Genomic DNA, 24,022 nt, shown 5'->3' with positions numbered 1-24,022 from the left:
GTTGTGTTATCTGACGGCGCTCACACCATCCAGTGTCGAGAACGACGTGTCCTTCGCCGTCAGCAAGAAATCACGCATGTACGGCGCATCCAGCATGTCCGCGCGTATCCCCGCATACAATGTCGCAAACAATCCTTTTTCACCCAGCCGCTTGGCCTTCACGTAACCCCGCGAGCTGTATTCATGCAGCGCCCAATGCGGCATGCCACACACGCCGCGACCGCTGGCCACCAGTTGCATCATCATCACCGTCAGTTCCGAGGTACGGACCTGCGCCGGTTCGATGTCGGCCGGTTCGAGGAAACGGGTGAAGATGTCCAGCCGATCTCGTTCCACCGGATAAGTGATCAGCGTCTCCGTGAGTAAGTCTTCCGGCACGATGTACGCCTTGCTCGCCAAGCGGTGCTGGTTGGCCACCGCCAACATGGCTTCATAGGTGAACAACGGCACGTAGGTGATCCCGGCGATGTCCAGCGGGTCAGAGGTCACCACCAGGTCCAGATCGCCACGGGCCAGCGCCGGTAGCGGTGCAAAGGAAAACCCTGACGCCAGGTCCAGTTCGACTTCCGGCCACGCATCGCGGAACTGGTCGATGGTCGGCATCAGCCACTGGAAGCAACTGTGGCATTCGATCGCCATGTGCAAACGCCCGGCGGTGCCACCGGCCAATCGCGCGATGTCACGCTCGGCGCCGCGCAGCAGCGGCAAGGTGGCGTCGGCCAGTTGCAGCAGGCGCAGGCCGGCGCTGGTGAAGCGCACCGGTTTGGTCTTGCGCACGAACAGCGGCATGCCCATGCGCTCCTCCAGTTCCTTGAACTGGTGGGACAGCGCCGATTGCGTCAGGTGCAAACGGTCGGCGGCATCGACCAGGCTGTCGGCTTCACGCAAGGCGTGCAGGGTCTTGAGGTGGCGGATTTCAAGCACCGGATGGCTCCATGAGGAAAACTTGTGATCAACACGAAAAGGTTGAGTTTGTCTCATGTTGGCTTGGCTGTCGACAATAGCGCCATCTTTTACAGGAGCAATTCACCATGGCGCTGGCCCACACCCTCGGTTTCCCACGCATCGGCGCGGACCGCGAACTGAAAAAAGCCCTCGAATCCTACTGGAAGGGCGATCTCGATCAGGACGCGCTGAACCGTGTCGGCCGGCAACTGCGCGCCACCCATTGGCAACTGCAGAAAGACGCCGGCATCGACCTGCTGCCGGTCGGCGACTTCGCCTGGTACGACCAGGTGCTGACCCATTCCCTGACCTTCGGTGTGATCCCCAAGCGTTTCGACAGCGCCAGGGATGCCAGCGGCCAGCCGACCCTCGACACCCTGTTCGCCATGGCCCGAGGTGCCAGCGCGAACTGCTGCGGCGGCGACCACGGCACCGCGCAATACGCCCAGGAACTGACCAAGTGGTTTGACACCAACTACCACTACCTGGTCCCGGAATTCAGCGCTGACCAGCAATTCAAACTCAGCTGGGAACAGTTGTTCGACGAAGTGGATGAAGCCAAGGCCCTCGGTCACAACGTCAAACCGGTCATCATTGGCCCGCTGACGTACCTGTGGCTGGGCAAGGCCAAAGGCAACGACTTCGACAAACTCGACCTGCTGGAACACCTGCTGCCGGTGTACAACGAAATCCTCGGCCGCCTTGCCGCACAAGGCGTGGAATGGGTGCAGATCGACGAACCGATCCTGACCCTCGACCTGCCGCAAGCCTGGAAAAATGCGTTCGAACGCGCTTACCACATCCTTCAATACTCACCGCTGAAAAAACTCGTGGCGACCTACTTCAGCGGTCTGGAAGACAACCTCGGCCTGGCAGTCGGCCTGCCGGTGCAAGGCCTGCACATCGACGCAGTGCGGGCGCCGGATCAACTCGGTCAGGTGCTGGATCGTCTGCCGACCTACAAGATTCTCTCGGTCGGTCTGGTCAACGGTCGCAACGTCTGGCGCTGTGAACTGGAACAAGTGTTGGCGCAACTGCAACCGGCCCAGGAACGCTTTGGCGACAACCTGTGGGTCAGCAGTTCCTGTTCGTTGCTGCACAGCCCGGTGGATCTGGAGCGCGAAGACAAACTCGACCCGGAACTGAAAAGCTGGCTGGCATTTGCCGTGCAGAAGTGTGGCGAAATCGCCGTGTTGCGCGACGCCCTCAACGATCCGCAATCACCCAAAGTTCACACCGCACTGGCCGAAAGCCGGGCGATTCAAGCCAGTCGCGCCGAGTCGCCGCGTATCCATAAAGCCGCCGTGCAGGCGCGCATCAACGCCATCGGCGCAGCAGACAGCCAACGCCATTCGCCGTTTGCCCAGCGCATCGAACAGCAACGCGCACGTTTGAAATTACCGGCATTCCCGACCACCACCATCGGTTCGTTCCCGCAGACCGGTTCGATCCGACTGGCGCGTCAGGCGTTCAAGCAAGGCAAGCTGTCGGCCAACGACTACACCGACGCCATGCACAGTGAAATCCGCCACGCCGTGCAAATCCAGGAACGCCTGGGCCTCGATGTACTGGTACACGGCGAAGCCGAACGCAACGACATGGTCGAGTACTTCGCCGAGCAACTGGACGGCTACCTGTTTACCCGTTTCGGCTGGGTGCAGAGCTACGGTTCGCGCTGCGTCAAACCGGCAATCATCTACGGCGACCTCAGCCGTCCGAAGGCGATGACCGTCGACTGGATCACCTATGCGCAGGGCCTGACCGACAAGGTCATGAAAGGCATGCTCACCGGTCCCGTGACCATGCTGATGTGGTCGTTTCCCCGTGAAGACGTGTCGCGCAAAATCCAGGCGCAGCAGTTGGCGCTGGCCCTGCGTGATGAAGTGGTGGACCTGGAAAACGCCGGCATCAAGATCGTGCAGATCGATGAAGCCGCGTTCCGCGAAGGCTTGCCGCTGCGTCGGGCGCAGTGGCAGGAATACCTCGATTGGGCGGTGCAAGCGTTCCGCTTGAGCGCGTCCGGCGTGCGGGATGAAACCCAGATCCATACCCACATGTGCTACAGCGAATTTAACGACGTGATCAAGGCCATCGCCGACATGGATGCTGACGTGATCACCATCGAAACCTCGCGTTCGGACATGGAGTTGCTGGAAGCGTTCGAAGCCTTCGACTACCCGAACGACATCGGCCCGGGCGTCTACGACATCCACTCGCCACGGGTGCCGGACACCGCCGAGATGGTCAAGTTGATGAGCAAAGCCGTGAAGCGGATTCCGGCCGAGCGCCTGTGGGTGAACCCCGATTGCGGATTGAAAACCCGAGCGTGGCCGGAGACCGAAGCCGCGTTGGTGAATATGGTGGCGGCGGCGCGACAATTGCGCAGCCAGTTGGCATAAAAATCCCAAAACGGGAGCGGAAAACCGCTCCCGTTTCCCGTTTTACAGCGGCTCGAAATGCTTTAGTGCTACTGATCTTTTGCCGATATCGGCGTAGGGCAGGGCAGCGTTGTCGGCGTGGGTCAGATACCGGTGCTCGGGCAGTTTCAAGTGCGCTTTCTCGAATTCAGCGAATGCCGGTGCGGGTTTGCTGTAGTGGAAGTGGGCGTACCACAGCACCTTGGGCGGCGTGGCCGTCAGGTCCCACACTTGGTACTCCTGCAGGTAATCGATCCGTCCGTCAGGGCGTTTGCCAAGATTTTTCATCGGCGCCGTTTTGCGAATCTGCACTGCGTTTTGGCTGATCAGGTCGTCGAGCATGCTATCGGTAGGTTTTTGCGTACGTATCGACTGGCGGGTACGCATTTGACGACCGGTAGCCGTGAGTTCCGTGGCCTTGTCGCGCAGTTGCTCAATGATGGAATTGTGCGGGGCAAGTTCTTCGATAGTGAGGGCGCGACGGTTCAGCTCGCTGGCCTCGCTGACCATCATGTGCTCCAGATCGACTCCAAGCATGTCCTGAGCCGCATACGCTTGAACCCTGGCCTTGTAGGTTTCCTGGGACTGCAGACGGTTATTGGCATCTTCGACCAAGGCCTGAAGGTTTCTTTGTGGCGCTCCAGACGTCTGTGTCTGCGGATTCAGCAGGCGAGACTTGCCGTTGACGCCCAGTTCCCAGATTTCCTCGTATCCGCCCCGCCCCGTCAGCGTGTATCGGTGCGTCTGGGTGGTCGACTCCCAATGCTCCACCCCGATCAGCAAATGATCATCTTCGGTGGTGAAGACTTTTTTCCTGCGTTGCCCGCCGGGGGAAGGGGGGACCGGCTGATCGATGGCCCTGCGCGCTCGTTCGGCCATTTTCTCGATACCCTTCAGCAGTGGCGCCACGGCGTCCAGATGGAAGTGTTGCGGATAGCTGGCGGTCCAGGCGTTCATGTTGCGACGAAATTCTCTGTAGAGATCGAGGCACTCCAGCAAGATCTGGTTGCGCTGGGTTCTGGTGGCGGTGACTTCCGGCAGGCTGTATTGGGTGAACAAGGCGCGATCGACTTTGGCCCGCAGATTCTCCGCCTGTCCTTGCAGATAAAACCAGGAGATCTCCCGGGTGGTGTCATAGCGCTTGACGATTTCCAGCAGGTGGCCGGTTCTCAAGTAGAGCAGGTTGGTCTCGCTGAGCCGCTTGTTCAACATCATGACTTCGCCGGTCAGTTGTGCCTTGTGACTGCTGACCGTTATGCGTTCGTACCACAGGTTGAGATTGCGCATGGCGGCATCGATTTGATCCAGCTCGTGCATGAAGTCCACACGCACCTTTCTGATGTCTTGCAGAATACGGAAGCGTTCGCTGAGCGCGGAGTTAGGCAGTGCGTCCAGGCGCCCGATGAGATCGTCGATCCTGCCGACCAACGGATCGGCTCGATGATTGGCAAAGAACACCCGTTGCTTGTACCGGTCAGCGATCAACGAAGCGTCATGGCTCTGCATGTCCCGCAGCACGCGCTTTTTGTTGCCGTGAGTGAGGGGCGAAAGTTCAACCAGCGTCTGGTAGTGCCTGCTGGCCAGTTCGATGTCGCCGATACACGCGGCTTCTGTCGCCGGCATCAGCGTCGGGCGATGAGTTTCGATACTGATGTTGTACTGCTCGATCAAGGCATTGGTCCGCAGGACTTGGGCGTCGAGTGTCGGAGCAAATTCATCGACGGCTTCGGTCAATTGGTGATGGCGGCGAAAGGCATGATCGGCCCACCAGCGTGGCAGGCGTGCGCGAATGGCCGCCGGCCAGAGCGGGTCTAGCCCGTCCGCCAGATGCCCGAGCACCCCACCGCCTCCCAGTCCGCCACCCTCAAAGGTCACTCCGTAGACACCGAAGTAAGTGTCCCAACGGCCCGCCTCATCAAGGCCGATGGGTTGTTTATAGGTTTTTTGGGGCGTGCCGGTCAGTCGCCAGTTACGTGAATCCGTGCTGCGTTCAACCTGAAAGATGCGCCCCTGTCGAACGATAAAGTCGCCGTCTGCGTGCCGGTAAATGTTGCGGTACATCCCGTGGGTGGCCGGTTGCAAGCCGGCAAGAGAGATCGGCTTTTGGTAGTCGTAACCGGCGAAGCGATTGAAGCCATGCCGCGCTTGGCGCCTTGATCTTCCTTGCAACGCTCCTGCGCTTTTGCCCAATGCCTGGATTTGACGAAGCCGCGTGAGTGAACGGGCGCCCTTGGCTGACCGGGATCCTGCGGACGCGCCAGGAAGAACGTCCATGGCGGCATCGATCAGCGACAGCAACACCGATTCAATCTCCGTCAGGCCGTCGCCTGCCTCACCGCGCAACAGGGCCGCGACGGCGTGGTTGGCGCTGTGCCAGGCATCGTAGAGTGCGATGCCCGCGCCGACAAAGGGCACCATGCTCAAGGCCATTTTCATGTAGTTGAACGCCCTCGGACCGCTGAGCGCGTAGCGTTCCAGGTACAAGGCATCGTTGGAACGGGAGGTTGCGCGATGCGCTTCGATCAGTCGTCCCATGTGCGCGTTGAGCAAATGGGACGACAGTGATGTGGTTTTCGGCCAGGGCAGCCCGATCCCGATCATCGCGTTGAAATGCTTGAGCACAGCCTGGTTGATGCGGCTTTCATGAGCGCTCACCGTGCCTTGCAAGGCGCGTCCTGCCAGATAACTGACCATCTCACTGCGCAGGCACGCATTGAACAAGGCCTGGCGAGCCGTCTCAAGATTATCGTAGCGACGCAGGCACTGGCCGTCAGGACTGTCCGGCAGATACAGCAGGGTAATCCCGCTGACTTGCTCTTGAATGAACGTCACCCCCAACAACGTGGTGGGGCCCTCGTTTGGTGTGTCCTTGCCACCGGCGCTCAGGTACGCCGGCAGGAGCACAATGCGCTTGCCTTCAACGTTCCAGGCCTGCGGGGTGTCGGCATCAATGGCGATGTTCAATATCTGCCATTCGTGTTGATTGATCCGCTTTTGCAGGCGTGCGCAGGCCCCCTGCAATTGCAGCATCAGGCGCCAGGGCTCGATCAGGCATTCACGCCGGTGCTCTTTTACGAAAGCGGTCTCGCTGGTCGAGCCCATGAAGGCATCGCGAATCAGGTTTTCGTAGCCTTGGGGCAAGTCCAGCTCGGGCACCATCTTGCGCAGCCAGGGCTGGGTGATACCCCTTGCCAACGCCTGGCGTTCGGTTTCATCCGTCACCGTGATTTCAAGTCGCATAAATCCCAATCGCAGTGACAGGGGGTCCAGCCGCATCGAGGGCGTATTGTCGACGTTGAGCTGGACAAGTTCTTCGAGTGACATTTTGCTGCGGCTTGCACTGGGCACTGCGACGAGTTTCTGCGGGGTTCCCGGGGCTGCGCCATCCGACAGTTGTTTTTTCAGCAGGACCGAGTCAGGCAGGTCAATTTGTACGTCAAAGTGCCCCTTGAGCGAGAAGTCTTTGCGCAGACGGGCTTGCACATGCTGGCGGGTGAAATCGTCACGGGAGGGGAGGGCGATCTCCAGCTGTTCATGACTACGGCGCATCGCCAGAATGTAGCCCTCGAACAAACCCTTGAGCTCAACGCGTTCGGCTCCCGATAACCTGGCCATCCAGGTGGGCAGCAAAGAGAAAAGGGTCGCGCTACGGCTTTGTTCCAACAGGTGAGAGAAGGCCTGGCTCCTGGCGGCCGGCACCGGGACTTGCAAGGCGGCCAGCGTTTTTTTGCGCAGCTTTTCCAGTTCATCTGCACGCTGTTGAGCCTGGGCTGCATCAGGAAATTGTTGGCGTATGTGCGCTGCTTGTTCTTCGAAATGACTCGTTTTTTTGTTGAGGCTGTAGTGCAGCGGGTCGGTCTCGATTGTGTTCATTTTCAAGCCCAGAACCGTGTCCCCGTCCTGAATCTTGAACACCTGGCGTTCCAGTTCTGTGCAATTGGCGAACCGTTGCAAACCGCCGCCGGCGCCGGGCCAGTACAGCAACAGACTGCGCGGCGATGCGGCATCGAGCGGCGCTCGGGTAATGACGAAAGGGCCGATGAGTTCTTCGGTTTTGACGCCGGTGTTTGCCTCTGTCATCGACAGCGTCAAGCTGGCGGCGGTAATGGCTGAGTCACGATCGGCCGCGAGCGGCGAGTCCAGCACCGCTTCAAGCAGGCTGAATTCATCGCTGTTGAGCTGTTTGAGCGCCAGTTGAAGCTGGGCCTCGGCACGCAGGCCATCCTTGTGCGCCTGATAGAGCGCACTGAACTCGCGGTTGATGGTCACGAAGTCGAAGGTGCGCGCCCTGTAAAGCAGGGTGGACGCGGCCGTATCAGCGACTTGCTCTGCCGTCTCCAGCGCCTTCAAGGCCTCTTTGAATGTTTGTTGCCGGTCGCTTTCGAGTTGATCGCCCAGCAGCGTCTCGAGTGCATCGCGCTGGCGGTTCAGCGAAGCCTGGCGCTGGGGCCAGGGGATATCGGCAAACAGGCTGTCGAACAGCGGCTGTTCATCCTCCCCGGCAGGGTTGTCTGGCGGCAGGGTTTCATGGTCTGGAGGTAAGGCGAAAACGACGGCGTCCGCGTACTGCGGGTGTAACAGCCGCTCAGTGATGCCGACCGTCAGAGGCTGATCTTTCGCGCCGTATTCAAAACGCACGTCATCATCAGGCAGGCCCTGCGGGACGAGAGATTGTTCAGACAACCAGTCTTCCATGTCACTGCGCTGGTTGAAGACCTGAATGGGAACCGCCCGGCTCGGCAAATACAGCCACTGCGCGACGGGTTGGCGTTCGCCCACGCTGATGACCCAGGCAGCCGGGAGTTTCAGGGTGCCGCTGTCGCTCAGTATCAGGGTCAACTGCTCGATGTGGATGGGTTGATCATTCAGGCGCAGACCGGAATCGGGAGGGGAAGGGATCAGCACTAGTGTCTGCAACTGCTCTGCCGTCAGGGTTCTGCGCGCGAACGCCACTTGGGCACAGGCCTCGAAATGGCTGCAGTACAACTGACCCGCCCGCTCGCGTCGCGACACTGGCGTACCGGGTGCCCGGGCGTCCCAATAGGCCATCCAGCGTTGGATGAGCGATGGGTCCTGACGGTGGTTTCTCAGGGGGGCGGCGGCAAACAACGCTTGCAAGCCCTGGCTGCTGTCGCGCCAGCGCGCCGTAGCGCTGAGTAACAGGCTTTCATCGGGGTTGTGCTTCAGCGGCGGATGGGCCGCCATCGTGATTGGCGGAGAGACGGGCAGGGGACTGAACGCACTTTCTTTCATGACAACGTGGCTCTGTGCAGGGAGCGGCGTATCCGCTCTTGAAGAGCGCCATTAAAGAAAATCAGTCCGGGTCCATGGCACTACATAGTTATCGCATTGCCAAGCGAGTACGACCAAAGCCGCTGAAGCCTCCCTGTTCAGCGGGGTTGCAGTGGCTTTGGTGGCTAGGCCGTGTCGATCAATCGGTTAATTCGAAAGCTGCCTGACGGTCAGTGCGTGAATGTAAAAATCATTTCCGATGTCTCCAGGCTCGTGATTGGTGATGTGGAAGTTGGCGGTAGCCGCGGAGGCAGTAAAACTGCCTGCCACCGTAATCCAGCCGGTATGTTTGAAAATATTGACGACGGGGGTATTGAGCATGTTGTCGACATGCAGACTTATTTTCGGGTCGACGTCGTAACCGTTCACGGCGGTGTTGTATAGCTGGCAGGAAAACTGGTATTGCGCGCCACTCACCAACGCAAAGTTGCGGGTGAACAACACGCCTGAGTTATTTTTTTTTCCAGGTGTCCAGATGTGAAAGAGATAGTTGGGGGCTGTCCCCAGCAATCGGCCTGTTTGCGCTCCAGCGCCCAATGCCCAACCATTGAAATTGCCGTTTAAAAAATCGGTCACGGAATTCAGGTCTGCCTGCACCGTGACTTGCCAGGGCGTCGACGCCTGCTGTCCATCCGCCGTTTTTGCGATCAGGCCATGGCTGCCCGTTCCGACAGAAACTTGCGTCCTCCAGATGCCATTATCGTCTGCGACAGCTGACCCCAAGGGGGTCGCACCGTTGAACAGGCTCACCGCGCTTCCGGGTGTTGCGGTACCGACCAATTCAGGAGTGGGGTCATCGCATGTCCCACCCTCTCTGACCTGCCCGGTAAGTGGGCCTTGATTGTCGATCAACTGGGTAATCATCGGCGCTGCCAGCATTTCCGATTTGATCGTCAGTTCCCGCAGGGGGAAGAACGTATCAACGCCTCCCTTGTCGCTGAAGTTGGCAATCGACAGGCCGAATACTTGAGTACCGTCCTTGAACAGTTTCAGTGGCTCCCGGCTGATGACACCGCTTAATCCGGTGTTCACATGGTTGGCGTTAATCACCCCGTCGAACAACAGGAGGACGTATTCGCTACCGTCGGATTGTTGGCCACTCAACGCCACGCGCATCCGTGTCCCTATGGCCATGAAGATCCATGGAGTCAGTGTCCAGTGTGCATCCCCCGTGAAATGGTTGAGGTTAAGCGTCTTGTGATCCGGCGCCTCCTTGATGGTCATGCGCGGGTAGTTGATATCCTCGTTGGAAATAGCGGTGACCTCATACTTCGTGGGCGCGGAGCTTTGGTCATGTATGCCTTCCTGCGTCACGACATACCAAAAGGACATGAATGTGCCCATGTTGGCGGGGACGGCGGTCAGCGGCAGGGTGAACAGCAATGAACCACTGGCGCTGCCTTGAAGTGTCGCCAGTGCAGGGCTGCCAAACCCCTCACGTCCTTTGACGAAAAGGCTGACACGGTGTGTGGGGTTCATTCCGGTATAGGTGACTTTGACCGTGGCGTTTTGCTGGGTGTTTTGCGGGTTGATGATATTGCCAGGCGATGCCTGCAACAGTTCAGGCGCCGGCAGTACCAAGGCTTTGGCCCCGATTCGCAGCACCCGTTCGGGGGCTGTCAGCGGGAGTTCGCGGTGACGGGCGATGTACCAGTCCACACCGATAATTCGATTGAGCAGTGGATTGATCAGCTCCTGCGCCAGCCGAAACTCAATGTCTTTGCTGACATTGCTGGCGGTAATGGGTAACGAATCCTCAAAAACGAGGGCATCTTGCGGATCGAGCGGATTGCCCTGCTTCCAGACCTCCAGGTGCACCGTATCGCCAATGCGCGTGTGGGCCTTGGCCGGGCAAATGGCAGGTGTGCCGAAGGGAATATCTTTGGGGTCAAGTACGCCGTTTTCATCCTTGCCGATATCGATGACTTCCAGGATATCCGTCACCTGACCGATGCGCAGGCGCCGGACATAAGACTCCAATGGTGCCGCATGCGTGATGCCGGTCACCGTATACGACAGCTCCACCGAACCGTTCGGGTAAGTATCGAAGTGGGCGGTTTCCCAATCGAACGGCACCACGATACCTACACCGGGAATGTCCATTGAACGGGTGACAAATCGCTCGAAGGTTTGCAGCCGAGTGGTGCCGCCAGCGCTGGTGCTCAGGCAGTTCAGTGTCACCTTGTCACCGACTTCCAGGCCCTCGATTCCGGGGCCGGCATAGACAACAGTGTCTACCAGTCCTGGAGGGAAGACCGCCCCATGGGCTTGCGGAGCCGTAGGGGCCGGCGCGCGGTACTTTTCGCCAATAAGCCGTGGAGAGTAGGGGTATGACGGTGTCCGTACCGGTGAACCCGCAACCATTCGGATTCGCTGGTAGCTCAGCTTGATGGTGGTCGGGGCCAGTTTCTTCACGAGTTCGATAGGGACCCTGAATGTCACGACCCCGGCCTTGTAATCCTGCGGGCCAAAGACTTCGCTGATCCCGGTCGAGGCGTCATAAAGCGTCAATTCGACTTTGTCGCCCGCGACGACGTCTGCACGCCTTACCAGTACGTCAACGTCCATGGCTGCGCCGTCGAGATCATCAATGGCGAGAACATCGTCAACGGCGAGCGGCACTGAAGGCGCTTCAAGGTACGTCGTGTCCGGTTGCAGCGCACCCACGCCGATGTTGGACGTCAAACTGCTGTTGTGTACCTGGTCATGAAGGGTGTAACTCACCAGCAGCGGGTCGGCCGGGCCGATCGACTTGAGGATCGTCGAGGAGACGAACACCACGATGTCCTGACCGACGTGTTCGGCAGTGATGACGAATTCGACGATCTGGGTATCGATCATCAGTTTGATCCGGTCGCCCGAAGTCATGACTGGCCAGGCAGGGATGATGAAGTCAACACCGGCGCCGGCCATCTCTTTATCAATCACCTGCGGGAAGCGTGGGGCTTCAAGAGGCACGCGCTCACTGGATTGACCGGTTGGATCGAGGCTGTCCGGGAAGGTCGGCTTGAACCATACGGTGATGGGGTCCGAGCGTTCCGGGCCATTCCCGCTGGTACGCTCGACGGTGTACCACAGGTGATGGATACCCGGTTTTTCGACAGTGATCCTTGCGATGACGCTGGCGATGTTCTGGTGACCGTGATCGACAGGGACAATGACAGTCTTGATCAGTTGGCCGGTGTCTGCCGGATCCGGCTCCTCACCGGGCAGCAATCGCTTGCCTAAATACAGGCGCAGCGTGTCAAACGCGTCCATTAACGTGTAGGAGGGGAAAAGCACCCACCACCCCAGTCCGGGGCCGGCGGTTTCATCGGCGTTGACCCCACGCAAGGCCCGGGGGTAGTCGACCGCATGCCAGCCAGCAATCATGATCGGGAATATTCTGAGTACGCCATCCTCCGTGAACAGGCCATTGGACCTGACCTCGGCAAACACATCGACCTGTTGCTGCGGGCTTTCCTTTTGCAGCGCCACCAGTTGTTGTGGCGAGTAAATGAACAGTGCCGTCATGACGTTCTCCAATCCACACACGCGCGCGAACCGGTTCGGTGGTGTCGCGTCAGAGGCAGATTGCACGCTTAAAGTCGCCGACTGGCTACTGTCAGAAATAACAGGTTCAGACTGTTTTCTGACCAGCGGTAGCGGTCGACGCATCTCGCGACCGTTCAGCACTCTTCATCAAACTGTCACGTAACTGTGGCAGCGCGCTTGAACAAACTTCATCAGACTCGCGCTCTACTGGGGTTCTGCGTTTTGGTGTTTTTCATGGGTACTGGATTTTTTTCAAGAGTTGTCTTTTTGGCCGCGCTGCTGTTCGGCCTGCCGTCTTTCGCGGCGTCTCGTTGTGATGTCAACGTACCCACCGAACACGTTGATCTGGCGCAGGTGAGCCTGGCGTACCAGAGCATCGGCCGTGCGTCGGACCCTGCGTTGTTGCTGGTGATGGGCCTGGGCGGGCAGTTGATTCATTGGCCGGACGAGGTGGTGGTCGCGCTGTGTCAGCAGGGGTTTCGGGTGATTCGTTACGACAATCGTGATGTCGGCCTGTCCACCTGGCGCCAGACCCCGGCCGAGGCCAACCTGACCTTCGAAGCCTTGCGCTACAAACTCGGCTTGCCGGTGTCGGCGCCGTACACCCTGACCGACATGGCCGACGATGCATTGGGTTTGATGGACGCGCTGCACGTTGAACAATTCCACGTTTTGGGCGCGAGCATGGGCGGGATGATTGCCCAGCACATGGCGGCGATGGCGCCGCAGCGTGTGGAAAGCCTGACGCTGATCATGACCAGTTCCGGGGCCGAAGGCTTGCCGGCGCCGAGTGCGGCGCTGGTGCAGTTATTGTCGCGCCGCGGCGCGCCGAATAGGGAAGTGGCGCTGGAACAGCAGGCGGACTTGCTCGCGGCGCTGGGCAGTCCTTCCGTGACGGATGACCGCGAAGCATTGCTGCATCAAGCGGCGCTGTCCTACGACCGGGCGTTCAACCCCGAAGGCGTGAAGCGTCAGATCATGGCGATCCTCGCCGAGCGCAGTCGTGTGGATTTGCTCAACCACTTGCGCGTGCCGACGCTGGTGGTGCACGGCACGGCTGATCCGTTGTTGCCGGTGATGCATGGCGTGCATCTGGCGGCGCACATTCGGGGCAGTCAACTGGTGCTGATTCCGGGGTTGGCGCATCGCTTCCAGGAAGCGTTCAAGGCACCGCTGCTGGCGGCGGTGTTGCCGTACTTGCAGACCCACCGCGAAGACACTTCGCATTGGGCGCAGATCGACCCGGTTCCATCCCCCAATCTCCTGTAACCCCCATCCAAACTGTAGGAGCGAGCCTGCTCGCGATGACGGCGGAACAGTCTGCATCGATGTAGCAGGCAGACCGCTATCGCGAGCAGGCTCACTCCTACCTGTTTTGTATTACGTGGGGACGACGTTATCCAGCATCAGGTTCACCGCCAGTTCGCCCAACATGACGGAGTTCTGAATGCCAAGCACGGTGTTGCGCTGGGTGCCGTCAACCGTTGCGGCGTAGTTGCTCAACAGCACGCTCGCTGACGCCAGGGATTCACTGGCATTGACCAGCAGGGTTTCGTGGTCGGTGTCGGGGGCGACGAAGTAGATCGTGCTGGGTTTGCGCGGGGTGTCTTTGGGGATGACCGGTTTGAGGTAGTAATCGAGGGCGCGGTCGGCGGCTTTGTTGAGTTTTTTGGACTCAGGGGTTTCGTAGGGGGAAACGTCGTCGGTTTCCGGTGGGTTCGACGTTACTTTGAACATATGTAAATTCCTCTAGTAGAGCCGCTACCTTCTCGCTACTAAACGGAATGGGTGGCGGCTGTGCGCAGGTTAGTAGACCGGGAGGAATCAAACCGGCGCGCCCGAGGGCGCCAAGCGCACAGCCACCATCAAGTGCAGGCGGATACCTGACTGAATGACACTTGTGCATCCAATAAAACCTACCCGGGCTACTAAACCCGATCACTGGAAATCAGTGACAGGACCAAGTTACCGACGGCCCTCCAGGCGCACAAGCCGGCGGATTCTGACGTGGTTGTAGGCGACGGCGCAAGGCGCTGTAGCTTTCAGGAAGTAACCCTAAACAGAACTAAACACACGCCCCAAAACACGGCAAAACCTGTGGGATCAGTACAACGGCTGCCACCTCGGCTCAGTCAGGTGTATCGTTCCAGCTTTCCCGCACAATTCAGCCAGCGAGGTGTGTGATGAGTACCCCTTTGAAAATCGATTTCGTCAGCGATGTGTCCTGCCCCTGGTGCGTTGTCGGCCTGTACGGCCTGACCCGGGCGCTGGAGATTCTGCGCGATGAGGTCCAGGCCGAGATCCGCTTCCAGCCGTTCGAGCTGAATCCGAAGATGGGCCCCGAAGGGCAGAACATCACCGAACACATCAGCGAAAAATACGGCTCGACGCCCGAGCAATCGCAGAAGAACCGCGAAATGATCCGCGCCCGTGGCGCCGAGGTCGGGTTTGCGTTTCGCACCGACGGCAATAGCCGCATCTACAACACCTTTGATGCTCATCGCTTGCTGTATTGGGCAGGGCTGGAAGGCTTGCAGTTCAACCTGAAAGAGGCGCTGTTCAAGGCGTATTTCACCGACGGCGGCAACCCGTCCGATCACGGGCAGTTGGCGCAGATTGCTGAAAGCGTCGGCCTCAATCGGCAACGGGCCGAGGCGATTCTGGCGTCGGGTGAATACGCCAAAGAGGTGGTGGCGGAAGAGAAGTTGTGGCTGACCCGTGGCGTGAGTTCAGTGCCGACGGTGGTGTTCAACGGGCAGTACGCCGTCACTGGCGGGCAGCCGGTGGAGACGTTTGTCGGGGCGATCCGGCAGATCATGAGTGAGGCGAAGGGCGGAACGGTCAACTGACGACGGCTGGGCAAAAAATATCAATGTGCCACTACAGTTGTTAGTGGTGCTGCCGACACAGACAGCACCGCTAATAATCATAGGGACTTGATCCATGACTTTTCACGCTCTACGCACCTGGGCTGCGCTGACAGTGCTCGCCTGCCTGACCCTCACTGGCTGTGCTCACGTGCAACCTCCTGTACCGCTGGACCAGCAATTCTGGGATGCCAAGGAACCGACTATCGGCGTGGCGATTACAGTGGTGCCGGAACCGGTGCTGGCGTTGACCGGCAATCAGGGGATTATCGATTACGCCATCAACAAGGGCGTAAACAGCAAACTCAGTGACAACGTCGAAAAATGGCAAGTGAGCGATCTTAAAACCTTGCCGGATGTGATTGTCGCCAAACTGCAGGCCAAGGGTTACAAAGCCAAACGGATCAACGAGCCGGTCGACTTGAAGGCCTATAAGGAAACCAGTTTCCGCGAAGGCTACATGACCCGGGACATGACGCCGGTCAAGAACGCCTACGGCGTCGATCGCCTGCTGCTGGTGAATGTCTACGCCACCGGCGCTACCCGCAGCTACTACAGCGTCGTGCCGACCAGCGTGCCGATGGCGCAGGTGGGCGGGCAGGGCATGGTGATCGATCTGGCCGACAACAAACTGCTGTGGTTCAAACCCTTTGTCGCTACCCAGGCCGCCCAGGGCGAGTGGGACGAGCCGACCTATGCCAACCTGTCCAACGCGTTCTATCAGGCAATGGACAATAGCCGTCAGCAAATGATCACCCCGTTCGCGCAATGATGCGTTTGCCCACGGTGGCCGGTGCCCTGGCCCTGCTGATGCTGGCCGGGTGTGCGCAAAAACCGGCCCCTGAGGCCGGTTTCAAGGATCAAAGTGCCTTGCCTTACGTGCAGGCCCACGGGCTTAAGGTCGACGTGCAGCTGCCGCGAACCTTTGTCGGTGCCAGCACCGTGATTGACTCTAAGGCCGCCCTGCAAGCAGCTTCATCGAGTCAGAATCTGGTGGCCAGTTCAGGCAACAGTGCCGGGGTGGCAGGCTTGTTGTTGGCCAGCCTGATCAACACCCAGATGGGCAGCGGCAGCTTGCAGCGCGACGCGGAAAAAGCCGCGCTCAACGAGGCGCGACCGATGGCCGACTTGCTGGCAGGCGTTCCGTTGCAGGAGCGTCTGCAACAGCGTTATCAACAGGCATCGCAAGTGGCCGGGTTCAAGCAGGGAGAGGGGCAGGTCACCGCGCGGCTGGTGATTGAACCCAAGCTGATGCTGACCCCGGATCGTGGCAGCTTTGTGTTGATCAATCAGGTGCAAGTCCAGGACATTGCCGGTTCGGCGCTGTATCGCATGCGCATCGAAGTCGTCAGCCAGCCGATTCGGCGCTGTGGCAAGGAATGCATCGATGACGGCAGCCTCGATTTGGCGAAGGTCACGGCGGTGCTCGACGAGTGTATCGATGAATCGATGCGCGTTCTGTCCACCGACCTGATGCAACCGACACCGCCCGCGGCAGCCCAGGAAACCTTGCGTTATAGCCTCGATGGCCAGCGTGTGGTCGAGCGGGGCTATCAATTGGCCAACAATGGCAGTTACTGGCGTTATCGCAACCTTTACGGGGCAGTGAAATCGGTGCCGGTGCCGTTTGAGGATGCGTTGACCCAAGCGCAGTTGCAGAAGGTTTACGGGCATTGATGCGACCTTGTGGGAGCGAGGCCGCTCCCACAAGATTCAGCGGACGATTTTGTCGACGTGGATGCCGAGCTTTTTCAGCCGATACCAAAAGCTGCGCTCGGAGATGCCGATCAACTGCGCCGCCGCCGCCTGCACGCCATTGCTCTGCGCCAACGCCGCCAGAATGTAGGATTTCTCCACTTGCGCCAGTGCCGCTTCCAGGTCCGCCGGCACGCTGCCTTCTGCGACCAGAACACCACGGTCAGCCGATCGTGAAGCAAACAAATACGCCGGCAGATCCTCCTCTTCAATCACCGCCGCCGACGCGACGATGGTCGCGCGTTCCACGCAGTTTTGCAGTTCTCGAATATTCCCCGGCCACGAATAATTGGCCATTGCCTGCAACGCCTCGGCGCTGAAACCGGTGATGCGTTTGCCCGCCGTGACCCCCAGCGTATGGGCGAAATGCCGGGCCAGTGGCGCGATGTCTTCGACCCGCTCGCGCAGCGCCGGTAACGGAATCGGGAACACATTGAGGCGGTAGTAAAGGTCTTCGCGAAACTCCTTGTTCGCCACCGCCTCCAGCAAGTTTTTGTTGGTCGCCGCGATCACCCGTACATCCACTTTGCGCTCGCGCGGATCGCCCACCGGTTCGATCACTCGCTCCTGCAACGCCCGCAGGATTTTCGCCTGCAAGGCCAGCGGCATTTCACCGATTTCATCGAGAAACAGCGTGCCTTTGTCCGCCTGCATGAAACGCCCGACCCGATCCGCCACGGCGCCGGTAAACGCGCCTTTGCGGTGGCCGAACATTTCACTTTCCAGCAGGCCTTCCGGAATCGCCGCGCAGTTCACCGCGACGAAGGGCTTGTCCGCGCGATTGCCGTGTTTGTGGATGGCGCGGGCGACCATTTCCTTGCCGGTGCCGCTCTCGCCGGTCAGCAGGATGGTCGCGTTGCTTTCACGCACCGAGTCGATGGCGTGCAGCACCCGGCGGAAGTTCGGGCTGTCGCCGATCAGGCTGTCGATCTGCTGGTGTTCGTCGAGCTCGGCGCGCATGCGCTGGTTGTCTTTGAGGATGTCGCGAAATTGCAGGGCTTTGTTGACGGTGATGTCCAGTTCGTCGATGTCGAACGGCTTGGCGATGTAGTCGAAGGCACCGTTGCGCATTGACTGCACGGCGTTTTTCACCGTGCTGTAGGCGGTCATGACGATCACCGGCAAGTGCGGGTAGCGGGTTTTGATTTCCGCGAGCAATTGCGGGCCGTCCATGCCGGGCATGCGCCAGTCGCTGATCACCAGGTCGATGTCATCGCACTCCAGCACCTTGAGTGCGTGCAGGCCATTGCTGGCGGTGAACACCTGAATGCCGCTCTGACTCAAGGCCGATGCCAGCAGGTCGCACAGCTTGGGTTCGTCGTCGACCACCAGTACGTTATGTGTCATCACTGCCCCTGTCGAAGTGTTCGTCGTTGGCCGGGATGTACAAGGTGAAGGTCGCCCCGGCCTCTTTTTCACTGACGCATTCGATGCGTCCGTCATGACTTTCCATGATCGAGAAGACCTTGGCCAGACCCAGCCCGGTACCGGACGCCTTGGTGGTGACGAACGGCGTGAAGATCCGTTCGAGCATGTCCGGGGCGATGCCCTGGCCGGTGTCGCTGATGCGAATGACGGTGTAGTGCTGTTCGCTGCTGATCCCGACCGTCAGGCGACCGCCCTCGGGCATGGCGTCGATGGCATTGACGATCAGGTTCAGCCCGGCCTGCTTGAGTTGCCGCGCATCGGCATATAGGGTCGCGGCCGGCGCCTGGTCGTCGATGCGCACCTCGATGTGGTGGCTGGCCAGTTCCGGGGCGCAGAAGCCGATCAGCTCATCCACCAGCGGACGCGCCAGTTGTGTCGAGCGCATCGGTGCGCTGGGCTTGGCGAAGTCGAGAAAGTCAGTGATCAGGTCGTTGATGCGGCTGACTTCGCTGACCACGTATTCCAGGTGACGCTTGTCGGTCTCGGGCAAATCGGCGCGCCGGTGCAGCAATTGCGTGGCGGTTTTGATGATGCCCAGCGGGTTACGGATTTCATGGGCCAGGCCCATCGCCACTTCGCCCAGTGCATGCAGACGGTCGCGACGGCGCAGCTGTGATTCCAGGTGTTGCAACTCGCCGAGGCGTTCGCTCATGTGGTTGAAGGTGCTGCTCAGTTCCGCCAGTTCGTCGCCGCCGGTGACCACCAGGCGTTGGCGGTAATCACCGGCAATCACCGCTTGCACGCCTTTAGCCAGGCCGCGCAACGGCTTGGTCAGTCGCTGCGACACCAGCCAGCCGACCGCCAGGGACGCCGCCGAACTGAGCAGAAAAATCAGGATGAACAGGTTGCTCTGGTTCACCAGCCCGACCAGGCTGGAGTGGCGCAGCAGGCCACTGAAAATCACGCCTTGCAACTGGCCGTTTTCGTTGAATATCGGCTGATAGATACCGCTGTAGCGGTTGGTGAATTGTTCGATGGGTTGCTTGGTGGTGCGCAGGATCTGTTCGATGTTCTCCGGCACAGTCGCCGGGTGATCTTCGAAGCGCTGGGTCGAGAAGACTTCCGAAAAGTCATTGGCCTTGGCCAGGTACAAGCGCAAATCAAGGGAATGCACATCGGCCACACTGGTGAGGAAACTGCTGTCCAGGTAAGTGGCGATCACCAGTTTGTAGTCGATGCCTTGCTGTTCGGTCTCGAAGGTCGAGACCACCGTGCCGGTTGCCACGCCGCCGACTTGCAGGGTCTGCAACACCGCTTTGGGGGCGGTGCTGATCTGGCGGGTGATGTCGTCGGAGACGGTGCTGAACAGCACTTGGTGATCGCTGTTACGCACCAGTGCCACCACGTCGATGCCCATCGAGTCAGCGATGTCGGCGGTCAGTTGATCGTGTCGGGTCGATAGTCGATCCGTGGGCGGGCGGGTATATCGCAGGAACAACTGCGCCGCTCGGGCGTTTTCGTGGAGAATTTCGCTGATTTCGTCTTCGACAATCTTGGTCGATTCCTGCAGCCAGATGCGCACGTTGCTGTCGAAAATCTGCGACAGCGTGGTGGCGGCCAGTTCGGCGGCGATCATGGTCGGGATCACGCTGACCAACCAGAAGGCGAGCACCAGTTTGCGCTGCAGGCTCCAGCCGGAGAGGGTGAACGGTCGGGCGATGACGGGTGATTCTTTAGGCATTGGGTTTCGCTTATCGCAGCAGGTCCGATTGGATAAACCGTTTCAATACAGTAGCCGACTTCGCCCCGGAAAAGGCGCCACCGATCCCTGTAGCCGCAGGCTTCGCCAGCGGCTACATGAGTCAACTACAGGTCGTGTTCAGGCCAATTGGCGATATTCCTTGCGCACGGGTTGCGGGGCGTAGCCTTGTTGCATGAAACGGTGCTGGATGAAATCGGCGCTCAGCTCCACCACGCGGCGGTATTGCAGGTCGACGGTGATCATGTGATAGCAATCGTCGAGCAGCACCTTCACCACCGGACCACCGAGTTTTCGCTCAACGTAATCGGCATTCCATGCGCTGGTGATGTCGTCTTCCTTCGAGTGCAGCACCAACGCCTGAGTGGTGATCTGCGGCATGCGTTTTTTCACCGCCGCCACCAGCCGATGCAGTTCGCGAACACTGACCCCGGACATGGTCAGCAGTCCGGCATTGCTGCTTTCACCGGCCTTCATCTGTCGTTCAACGATGGCGCGCAAGCGTTCGTCCTTGATGCCGAACGGTGATTTTTCGTTGAAGCGGCACAGGTGCACGCCGTAGGGAATCGACATCACCAGGCTGCTCAATTTCGCCACCCAGGGCATGTTCCAGCCGTCGTAGCGCAGGGTCGTCGAGTACAGCAACAACCCTTCGATCTGCCCCGGATGTTCGGCGGCCAGGTACATCGACAACACCGCGCCCATGGACAGACCGCCGACGAACACATGCGGGTGCTTGCGTCGCACGCCAACGAAGGTGTTGCGCGCGCTCTCATACCAGTCGCGCCAACCGGTGGCTTGCAGGTCGGCGTTGTTCCCGCAATGGCCGGCCAGGGTCGGCACATACACCGTGCACCCGGCCTTGGCCAGGCCCATGGCCACCCGACGCAACTCGGTCGGGGTGCCGGTGAGGCCGTGGATCAACAACACCGCGACCTCCCCTGAGCCGAGAACGAAACCGGCGCTGCCTTCGCCCATGTCGATCTCTGCGGCATTCATCGTTTCATGGCCCGATCAAGCAAGCGGTCGAGCAGGGCGATGCCGAGGTCGATTTCCGGGTAGCTGATTTCCAGCGAAGGCGCGAGGGTGATCACGTTTTTGTAGTAACCGCCCACATCGAGAATCAAACCGAGGCGTTTGCCGTCGATTTCGATGTCGCCCTTCATGCCTTCATCGACCATGAAATCCAGGGTCGCCTTGTCCGGTGTGAAACTGTCCGGGCCGCAGATTTCGCAGCGCAGGGCCAGGCCCAGGCCGTCGACGTCGCCGATGATCGGGTAGCGCTTCTGCAAGTCTTTCAGGCCTTCGAGGAAGTACTTGCCCTTGTTCATCACCATGGCGCCGTAGTCGAACTCGCTGGTCATCTTGAACATTTCCAGGCCCACCGCCGTGCCCAACGGGTTGGAGGCAAAGGTCGAGTGGGTCGAACCTGGCGGGAAGATTTTCGGGTTGATCAGCTCTTCCTTGGCCCAGATGCCGCCCAGCGGATTGAGGCCGTTGGTCAAGGCTTTGCCAAAGACGATGACGTCCGGTTTGACGTCGAAGTGCTCGATCGACCACAGCTTGCCGGTGCGGTAGAAACCCATCTGGATTTCGTCGACCACCATCAGGATGCCGTGCTGATCCAGCACATGCTTGAGTTCGCTGTAGAGGTTCATCGGCGGAATCACGTAGCCGCCGGTGCCCTGGATCGGCTCGACGTAGAAGGCTGCGTATTCACTCTGGCCGACTTTCGGGTCCCAGACGCCGTTGTATTCGGTCTCGAACAGGCGGGCGAATTGCTGCACGCACTGGCTGCCGTACTCTTCCTTGGTCATGCCTTTCGGGCCTCGGAAGTGGTACGGGAACGGGATGAAATTGGCGCGCTCGCCAAAGTGGCCATAGCGGCGGCGATAGCGGTAGCTGGAGGTAATCGACGAGGCGCCCAGCGTACGGCCGTGGTAACCGCCCTCGAAGGCGAACATCAGGCTTTTGCCGTTGGTGGCGTTGCGCACGACTTTCAGCGAGTCCTCGATGGACTGCGAGCCGCCGACGTTGAAGTGCACGCGACCGTCGAGGCCGAACTTCTTCTTGGCATCGACCGCGATCATTTCCGAGAGCTCGATCTTGCCTTTGTGCAGGTACTGGCTGGCGATCTGCGGCAGGGTGTCGATCTGTTGTTTCAGTGCAGTGTTCAGGCGTGGGTTGGCGTAGCCGAAGTTGACGGCCGAGTACCACATTTGCAGGTCGAGGTAGGCCTGGTCTTCGGTGTCCCAGACGTAGGAGCCTTTGCAACGGCTGAAAATACGCGGCGGGTCGATGTAGTGAACGGTGTCGCCGTACGAGCAGTATTTGGCTTCTTTATCCAGGAGGATCTGGTCTTCAGGGGTGGCGATTCGGCTATCAGACATGGTGGAAGAGTTCCTGATTTTCTGTGTTGAAAGTTTCGGCATTGGCAGCGCTGGCGTTGGGAAGCAGGGCCAGCAACGCGGGGAGTTCGGCGAAGCTGTCGAAGCGCGCGTGAGGAATGCCGTTGCGCTCGCAGTGCTCGGCCAGGCGATCCTTGGCGAACACGAAATCGGCGGTGGCGGCGACGCACATGTCGGACTGGCCATCGCCGATCACCAGCACGCGTTTAGTGCTGGGGGTGGATTTGCATTTGCAGTTGCCGGAAGCGGCGCGGCAGGCGTCGCTGGCGTGGGGGAAATCGATGCGCCAGCTGTCGTGGTCGAGCTGACGCAAGCGGTTGGCGAGGATCGGCAACAGGCTCACATAGTTGCGCGCCAGAATCCGGGCGATGCCTTGTTCGATGCCGTCGCTGACCACTTCAAACGAAGCGCCGAGGCCGATGGTGTGGTCGACGAAGTCGGGGAAGTCCGGGTCGATCTCGATGGAGTCGAAGAACCCGAGCAGTTCATTGGGTGTGGCCTTGACCAGCGCGAGCTGGCGGCTGAGGCATTCACGGGAACCGATATTGCCGGCCAGCCACTCGTTTTCGATCGCTTCCCAACTCGGGTCGGCAAAACGTTGGAGGATGCTGTCGATCACGTCGGTGCGGGTGATGGTCCCGTCGAAATCACACACGATATGCCAGTCAATCATCTGCAGTACCTATTGGGCGTTGCGCGCTGTCTGCGCTTGCCAAAGGGATAGAGCAGAGACTGTGCCAACCGGGTTTGGCCCAGCAGTGCTGGGGTTTTTGCAGGAGTTGGGTGCTGCGAAGCTACAATTTTTGTAGGTCGCTACAAACAACATGAGTGCTTGCGCGGGGGAGGTGAAAAGGGGATTGATGCGCGCCTGTCCCGTACAAGGAATGGCCTCATGTCGAGGATCACTGTTGTTCTATTCACCGCGCTGACGTGCCTGTCGGCCAGTGTTTCAGCGGCTGGCATTACCGGCGAGGCCGGGGCGGGTCTCAGCTATCAGCCACACGATCCGAGCGGCAGTCGCTACGAAGTGCGGCCGGTGCCGTACCTAGATCTGGATTGGGGGGATGTCAGCCTCAACACGGATGACGGCCTGACCTGGAATGCGTTGAAGGCCAACGGTTTCAGCGCCGGACCGTTCGTAAATTACCTGCCGGGACGGACTGCCAACGGTGAGCTGCAAGGCTTGCACGACGTGCCGGACATGGGCGAAGTGGGCGGATTTGTGCAGTACGCGCCGGCTGATTTCTGGCGGGTGTTTGCCTCGGTCGGGCAAGCGGTCGGCGCCCGTGGCGGGGTGTTGGGCCGGGTCGGCGGGGAGGTGGGTTATCCCGTGGGGGGCGGGGTGATTGGCAGCTCCAATGTGACGGCGCACTTCGCCAATGCCCGGCAGAATCAGGCGTTTTTTGGTGTGAGTGGGGATGAGTCGTTGGCTTCCGGGGTTCGGTCGTATAACGCTGGGGGCGGTTGGCAGAATGTGGCGCTGACCCAAAGCTTTGAGTTTCCGCTGGCGCCGCACTGGTCGTTGCTGACCAGTGCGAGCTGGATACACCTGACGGGTTCGGCGGCGGATAGCAGCATCGTCAAACAGGTTGGGGATAGCAATCAGGGGGCAGTGCAGGCGGCTATTGCTTACAAGTTCCAGTGACCGGGACGCGCAATCCCTGTGGGAGAAGTGAG

Annotated in this window: 15 protein-coding genes; 6 read left to right on the top strand and 9 right to left on the bottom strand. The window is 59.7% G+C overall.

Annotated elements, in window-relative coordinates:
* Window positions 1-6: 6 nt before the first annotated feature.
* Window positions 7-924 carry a transcriptional regulator MetR gene (gene metR / locus H8F22_RS19800; protein ID WP_007944922.1) on the bottom strand — a complete coding sequence of 306 codons (918 nt, stop codon included), beginning with the start codon at window positions 922-924 and terminating at the stop codon, window positions 7-9.
* A gap of 107 nt (window positions 925-1,031) precedes the next feature.
* Here metR and metE point away from each other — a divergent pair, with 107 nt between their 5' ends.
* Window positions 1,032-3,344, top strand: coding sequence for a 5-methyltetrahydropteroyltriglutamate--homocysteine S-methyltransferase (gene metE / locus H8F22_RS19795; RefSeq protein ID WP_194940584.1), 2,313 nt, complete (start codon window positions 1,032-1,034; stop codon window positions 3,342-3,344).
* Window positions 3,345-3,386: 42 nt separating this feature from the next.
* Here metE and H8F22_RS19790 read toward each other — a convergent pair whose 3' ends face one another.
* A complete protein-coding gene (locus tag H8F22_RS19790) occupies window positions 3,387-8,615 on the bottom strand; it encodes a dermonecrotic toxin domain-containing protein (protein ID WP_194940583.1) in 5,229 nt (1,742 codons plus the stop codon).
* A 186-nt stretch (window positions 8,616-8,801) separates the two neighbouring features.
* On the bottom strand, window positions 8,802-12,167 hold the full coding sequence (locus H8F22_RS19785) for an Ig-like domain-containing protein (protein ID WP_194940582.1): 3,366 nt from the start codon (window positions 12,165-12,167) through the stop codon (window positions 8,802-8,804).
* Window positions 12,168-12,422: 255 nt separating this feature from the next.
* On the opposite strand from H8F22_RS19785, the gene H8F22_RS19780 reads away from it, so the two are divergent.
* Entirely contained in the window at window positions 12,423-13,457 is a 1,035-nt protein-coding gene (locus H8F22_RS19780) for an alpha/beta fold hydrolase (RefSeq protein WP_027922809.1), read from the top strand.
* 111 nt (window positions 13,458-13,568) lie between these two features.
* Here the strand turns inward: H8F22_RS19780 and H8F22_RS19775 are convergent, their stop codons facing one another.
* The gene (locus tag H8F22_RS19775) at window positions 13,569-13,925 is read right to left on the bottom strand and encodes a DUF6124 family protein (protein WP_027922810.1); all 357 of its coding nucleotides are present in this window, start codon (window positions 13,923-13,925) and stop codon (window positions 13,569-13,571) included.
* 446 nt (window positions 13,926-14,371) lie between these two features.
* Between H8F22_RS19775 and H8F22_RS19770 the strand changes: the two genes are divergently transcribed.
* The 3 genes from H8F22_RS19770 (at window position 14,372) to H8F22_RS19760 (ending at window position 16,732) form a co-directional block, all read left to right on the top strand.
* On the top strand, window positions 14,372-15,037 hold the full coding sequence (locus H8F22_RS19770) for a DsbA family oxidoreductase (protein ID WP_027922811.1): 666 nt from the start codon (window positions 14,372-14,374) through the stop codon (window positions 15,035-15,037).
* Between the two features lie 94 nt (window positions 15,038-15,131).
* Window positions 15,132-15,827: a hypothetical protein gene (locus tag H8F22_RS19765; protein ID WP_027922812.1), complete on the top strand. Its 696-nt coding sequence runs from the start codon at window positions 15,132-15,134 to the stop codon at window positions 15,825-15,827.
* Window positions 15,824-16,732 carry a hypothetical protein gene (locus tag H8F22_RS19760; protein ID WP_027922813.1) on the top strand — a complete coding sequence of 303 codons (909 nt, stop codon included), beginning with the start codon at window positions 15,824-15,826 and terminating at the stop codon, window positions 16,730-16,732. Before H8F22_RS19765 ends, H8F22_RS19760 begins: the two co-directional genes overlap by 4 nt.
* Before the next feature lie 36 nt (window positions 16,733-16,768).
* Here the strand turns inward: H8F22_RS19760 and H8F22_RS19755 are convergent, their stop codons facing one another.
* From H8F22_RS19755 to H8F22_RS19735, 5 genes are all read right to left on the bottom strand, one after another.
* Entirely contained in the window at window positions 16,769-18,157 is a 1,389-nt protein-coding gene (locus H8F22_RS19755) for a sigma-54-dependent transcriptional regulator (protein WP_027922814.1), read from the bottom strand.
* Window positions 18,147-19,919 (bottom strand): sensor histidine kinase, encoded by a 1,773-nt coding sequence (locus H8F22_RS19750; RefSeq protein ID WP_194940581.1) that lies wholly within the window; start codon window positions 19,917-19,919, stop codon window positions 18,147-18,149. The genes H8F22_RS19755 and H8F22_RS19750 overlap by 11 nt, the downstream gene beginning before the upstream one ends.
* 138 nt (window positions 19,920-20,057) lie before the next feature.
* A complete protein-coding gene (locus H8F22_RS19745) occupies window positions 20,058-20,936 on the bottom strand; it encodes an alpha/beta hydrolase (RefSeq protein WP_027922816.1) in 879 nt (292 codons plus the stop codon).
* Window positions 20,933-22,327 (bottom strand): aspartate aminotransferase family protein, encoded by a 1,395-nt coding sequence (locus H8F22_RS19740; protein WP_194940580.1) that lies wholly within the window; start codon window positions 22,325-22,327, stop codon window positions 20,933-20,935. The genes H8F22_RS19745 and H8F22_RS19740 overlap by 4 nt, the downstream gene beginning before the upstream one ends.
* Window positions 22,320-23,018: an MtnX-like HAD-IB family phosphatase gene (locus H8F22_RS19735; protein ID WP_027922818.1), complete on the bottom strand. Its 699-nt coding sequence runs from the start codon at window positions 23,016-23,018 to the stop codon at window positions 22,320-22,322. The genes H8F22_RS19740 and H8F22_RS19735 overlap by 8 nt, the downstream gene beginning before the upstream one ends.
* Before the next feature lie 219 nt (window positions 23,019-23,237).
* Here H8F22_RS19735 and H8F22_RS19730 point away from each other — a divergent pair, with 219 nt between their 5' ends.
* Window positions 23,238-23,990, top strand: coding sequence for a MipA/OmpV family protein (locus H8F22_RS19730; protein WP_027922819.1), 753 nt, complete (start codon window positions 23,238-23,240; stop codon window positions 23,988-23,990).
* The last annotated feature ends 32 nt before the right edge of the window (window positions 23,991-24,022 follow it).

Origin of the sequence: Pseudomonas mucoides (genome assembly GCF_015461845.1) — a bacterium.
Classification (GTDB): Bacteria; Pseudomonadota; Gammaproteobacteria; order Pseudomonadales; family Pseudomonadaceae; genus Aquipseudomonas; species Aquipseudomonas mucoides.
Note: the sequence above shows the minus strand (reverse complement) of the source record. Positions and strands in the feature narration are given on the sequence as shown.

Excerpts from the sequence above, each read along its gene's own strand:
- H8F22_RS19755 (WP_027922814.1), bottom strand. The coding sequence starts at position 18,157 with ATGACACATAACGTACTGGTGGTCGACGACGAACCCAAGCTGTGCGAC.
- H8F22_RS19740 (WP_194940580.1), bottom strand. The coding sequence starts at position 22,327 with ATGTCTGATAGCCGAATCGCCACCCCTGAAGACCAGATCCTCCTGGAT.
- H8F22_RS19750 (WP_194940581.1), bottom strand. The coding sequence starts at position 19,919 with ATGCCTAAAGAATCACCCGTCATCGCCCGACCGTTCACCCTCTCCGGC.
- H8F22_RS19780 (WP_027922809.1), top strand. The coding sequence starts at position 12,423 with ATGGGTACTGGATTTTTTTCAAGAGTTGTCTTTTTGGCCGCGCTGCTG.
- H8F22_RS19735 (WP_027922818.1), bottom strand. The coding sequence starts at position 23,018 with ATGATTGACTGGCATATCGTGTGTGATTTCGACGGGACCATCACCCGC.
- H8F22_RS19775 (WP_027922810.1), bottom strand. The coding sequence starts at position 13,925 with ATGTTCAAAGTAACGTCGAACCCACCGGAAACCGACGACGTTTCCCCC.
- H8F22_RS19760 (WP_027922813.1), top strand. The coding sequence starts at position 15,824 with ATGATGCGTTTGCCCACGGTGGCCGGTGCCCTGGCCCTGCTGATGCTG.
- H8F22_RS19785 (WP_194940582.1), bottom strand. The coding sequence starts at position 12,167 with ATGACGGCACTGTTCATTTACTCGCCACAACAACTGGTGGCGCTGCAA.
- H8F22_RS19745 (WP_027922816.1), bottom strand. The coding sequence starts at position 20,936 with ATGAATGCCGCAGAGATCGACATGGGCGAAGGCAGCGCCGGTTTCGTT.
- H8F22_RS19770 (WP_027922811.1), top strand. The coding sequence starts at position 14,372 with ATGAGTACCCCTTTGAAAATCGATTTCGTCAGCGATGTGTCCTGCCCC.
- H8F22_RS19730 (WP_027922819.1), top strand. The coding sequence starts at position 23,238 with ATGTCGAGGATCACTGTTGTTCTATTCACCGCGCTGACGTGCCTGTCG.
- metE (WP_194940584.1), top strand. The coding sequence starts at position 1,032 with ATGGCGCTGGCCCACACCCTCGGTTTCCCACGCATCGGCGCGGACCGC.
- H8F22_RS19765 (WP_027922812.1), top strand. The coding sequence starts at position 15,132 with ATGACTTTTCACGCTCTACGCACCTGGGCTGCGCTGACAGTGCTCGCC.
- H8F22_RS19790 (WP_194940583.1), bottom strand. The coding sequence starts at position 8,615 with ATGAAAGAAAGTGCGTTCAGTCCCCTGCCCGTCTCTCCGCCAATCACG.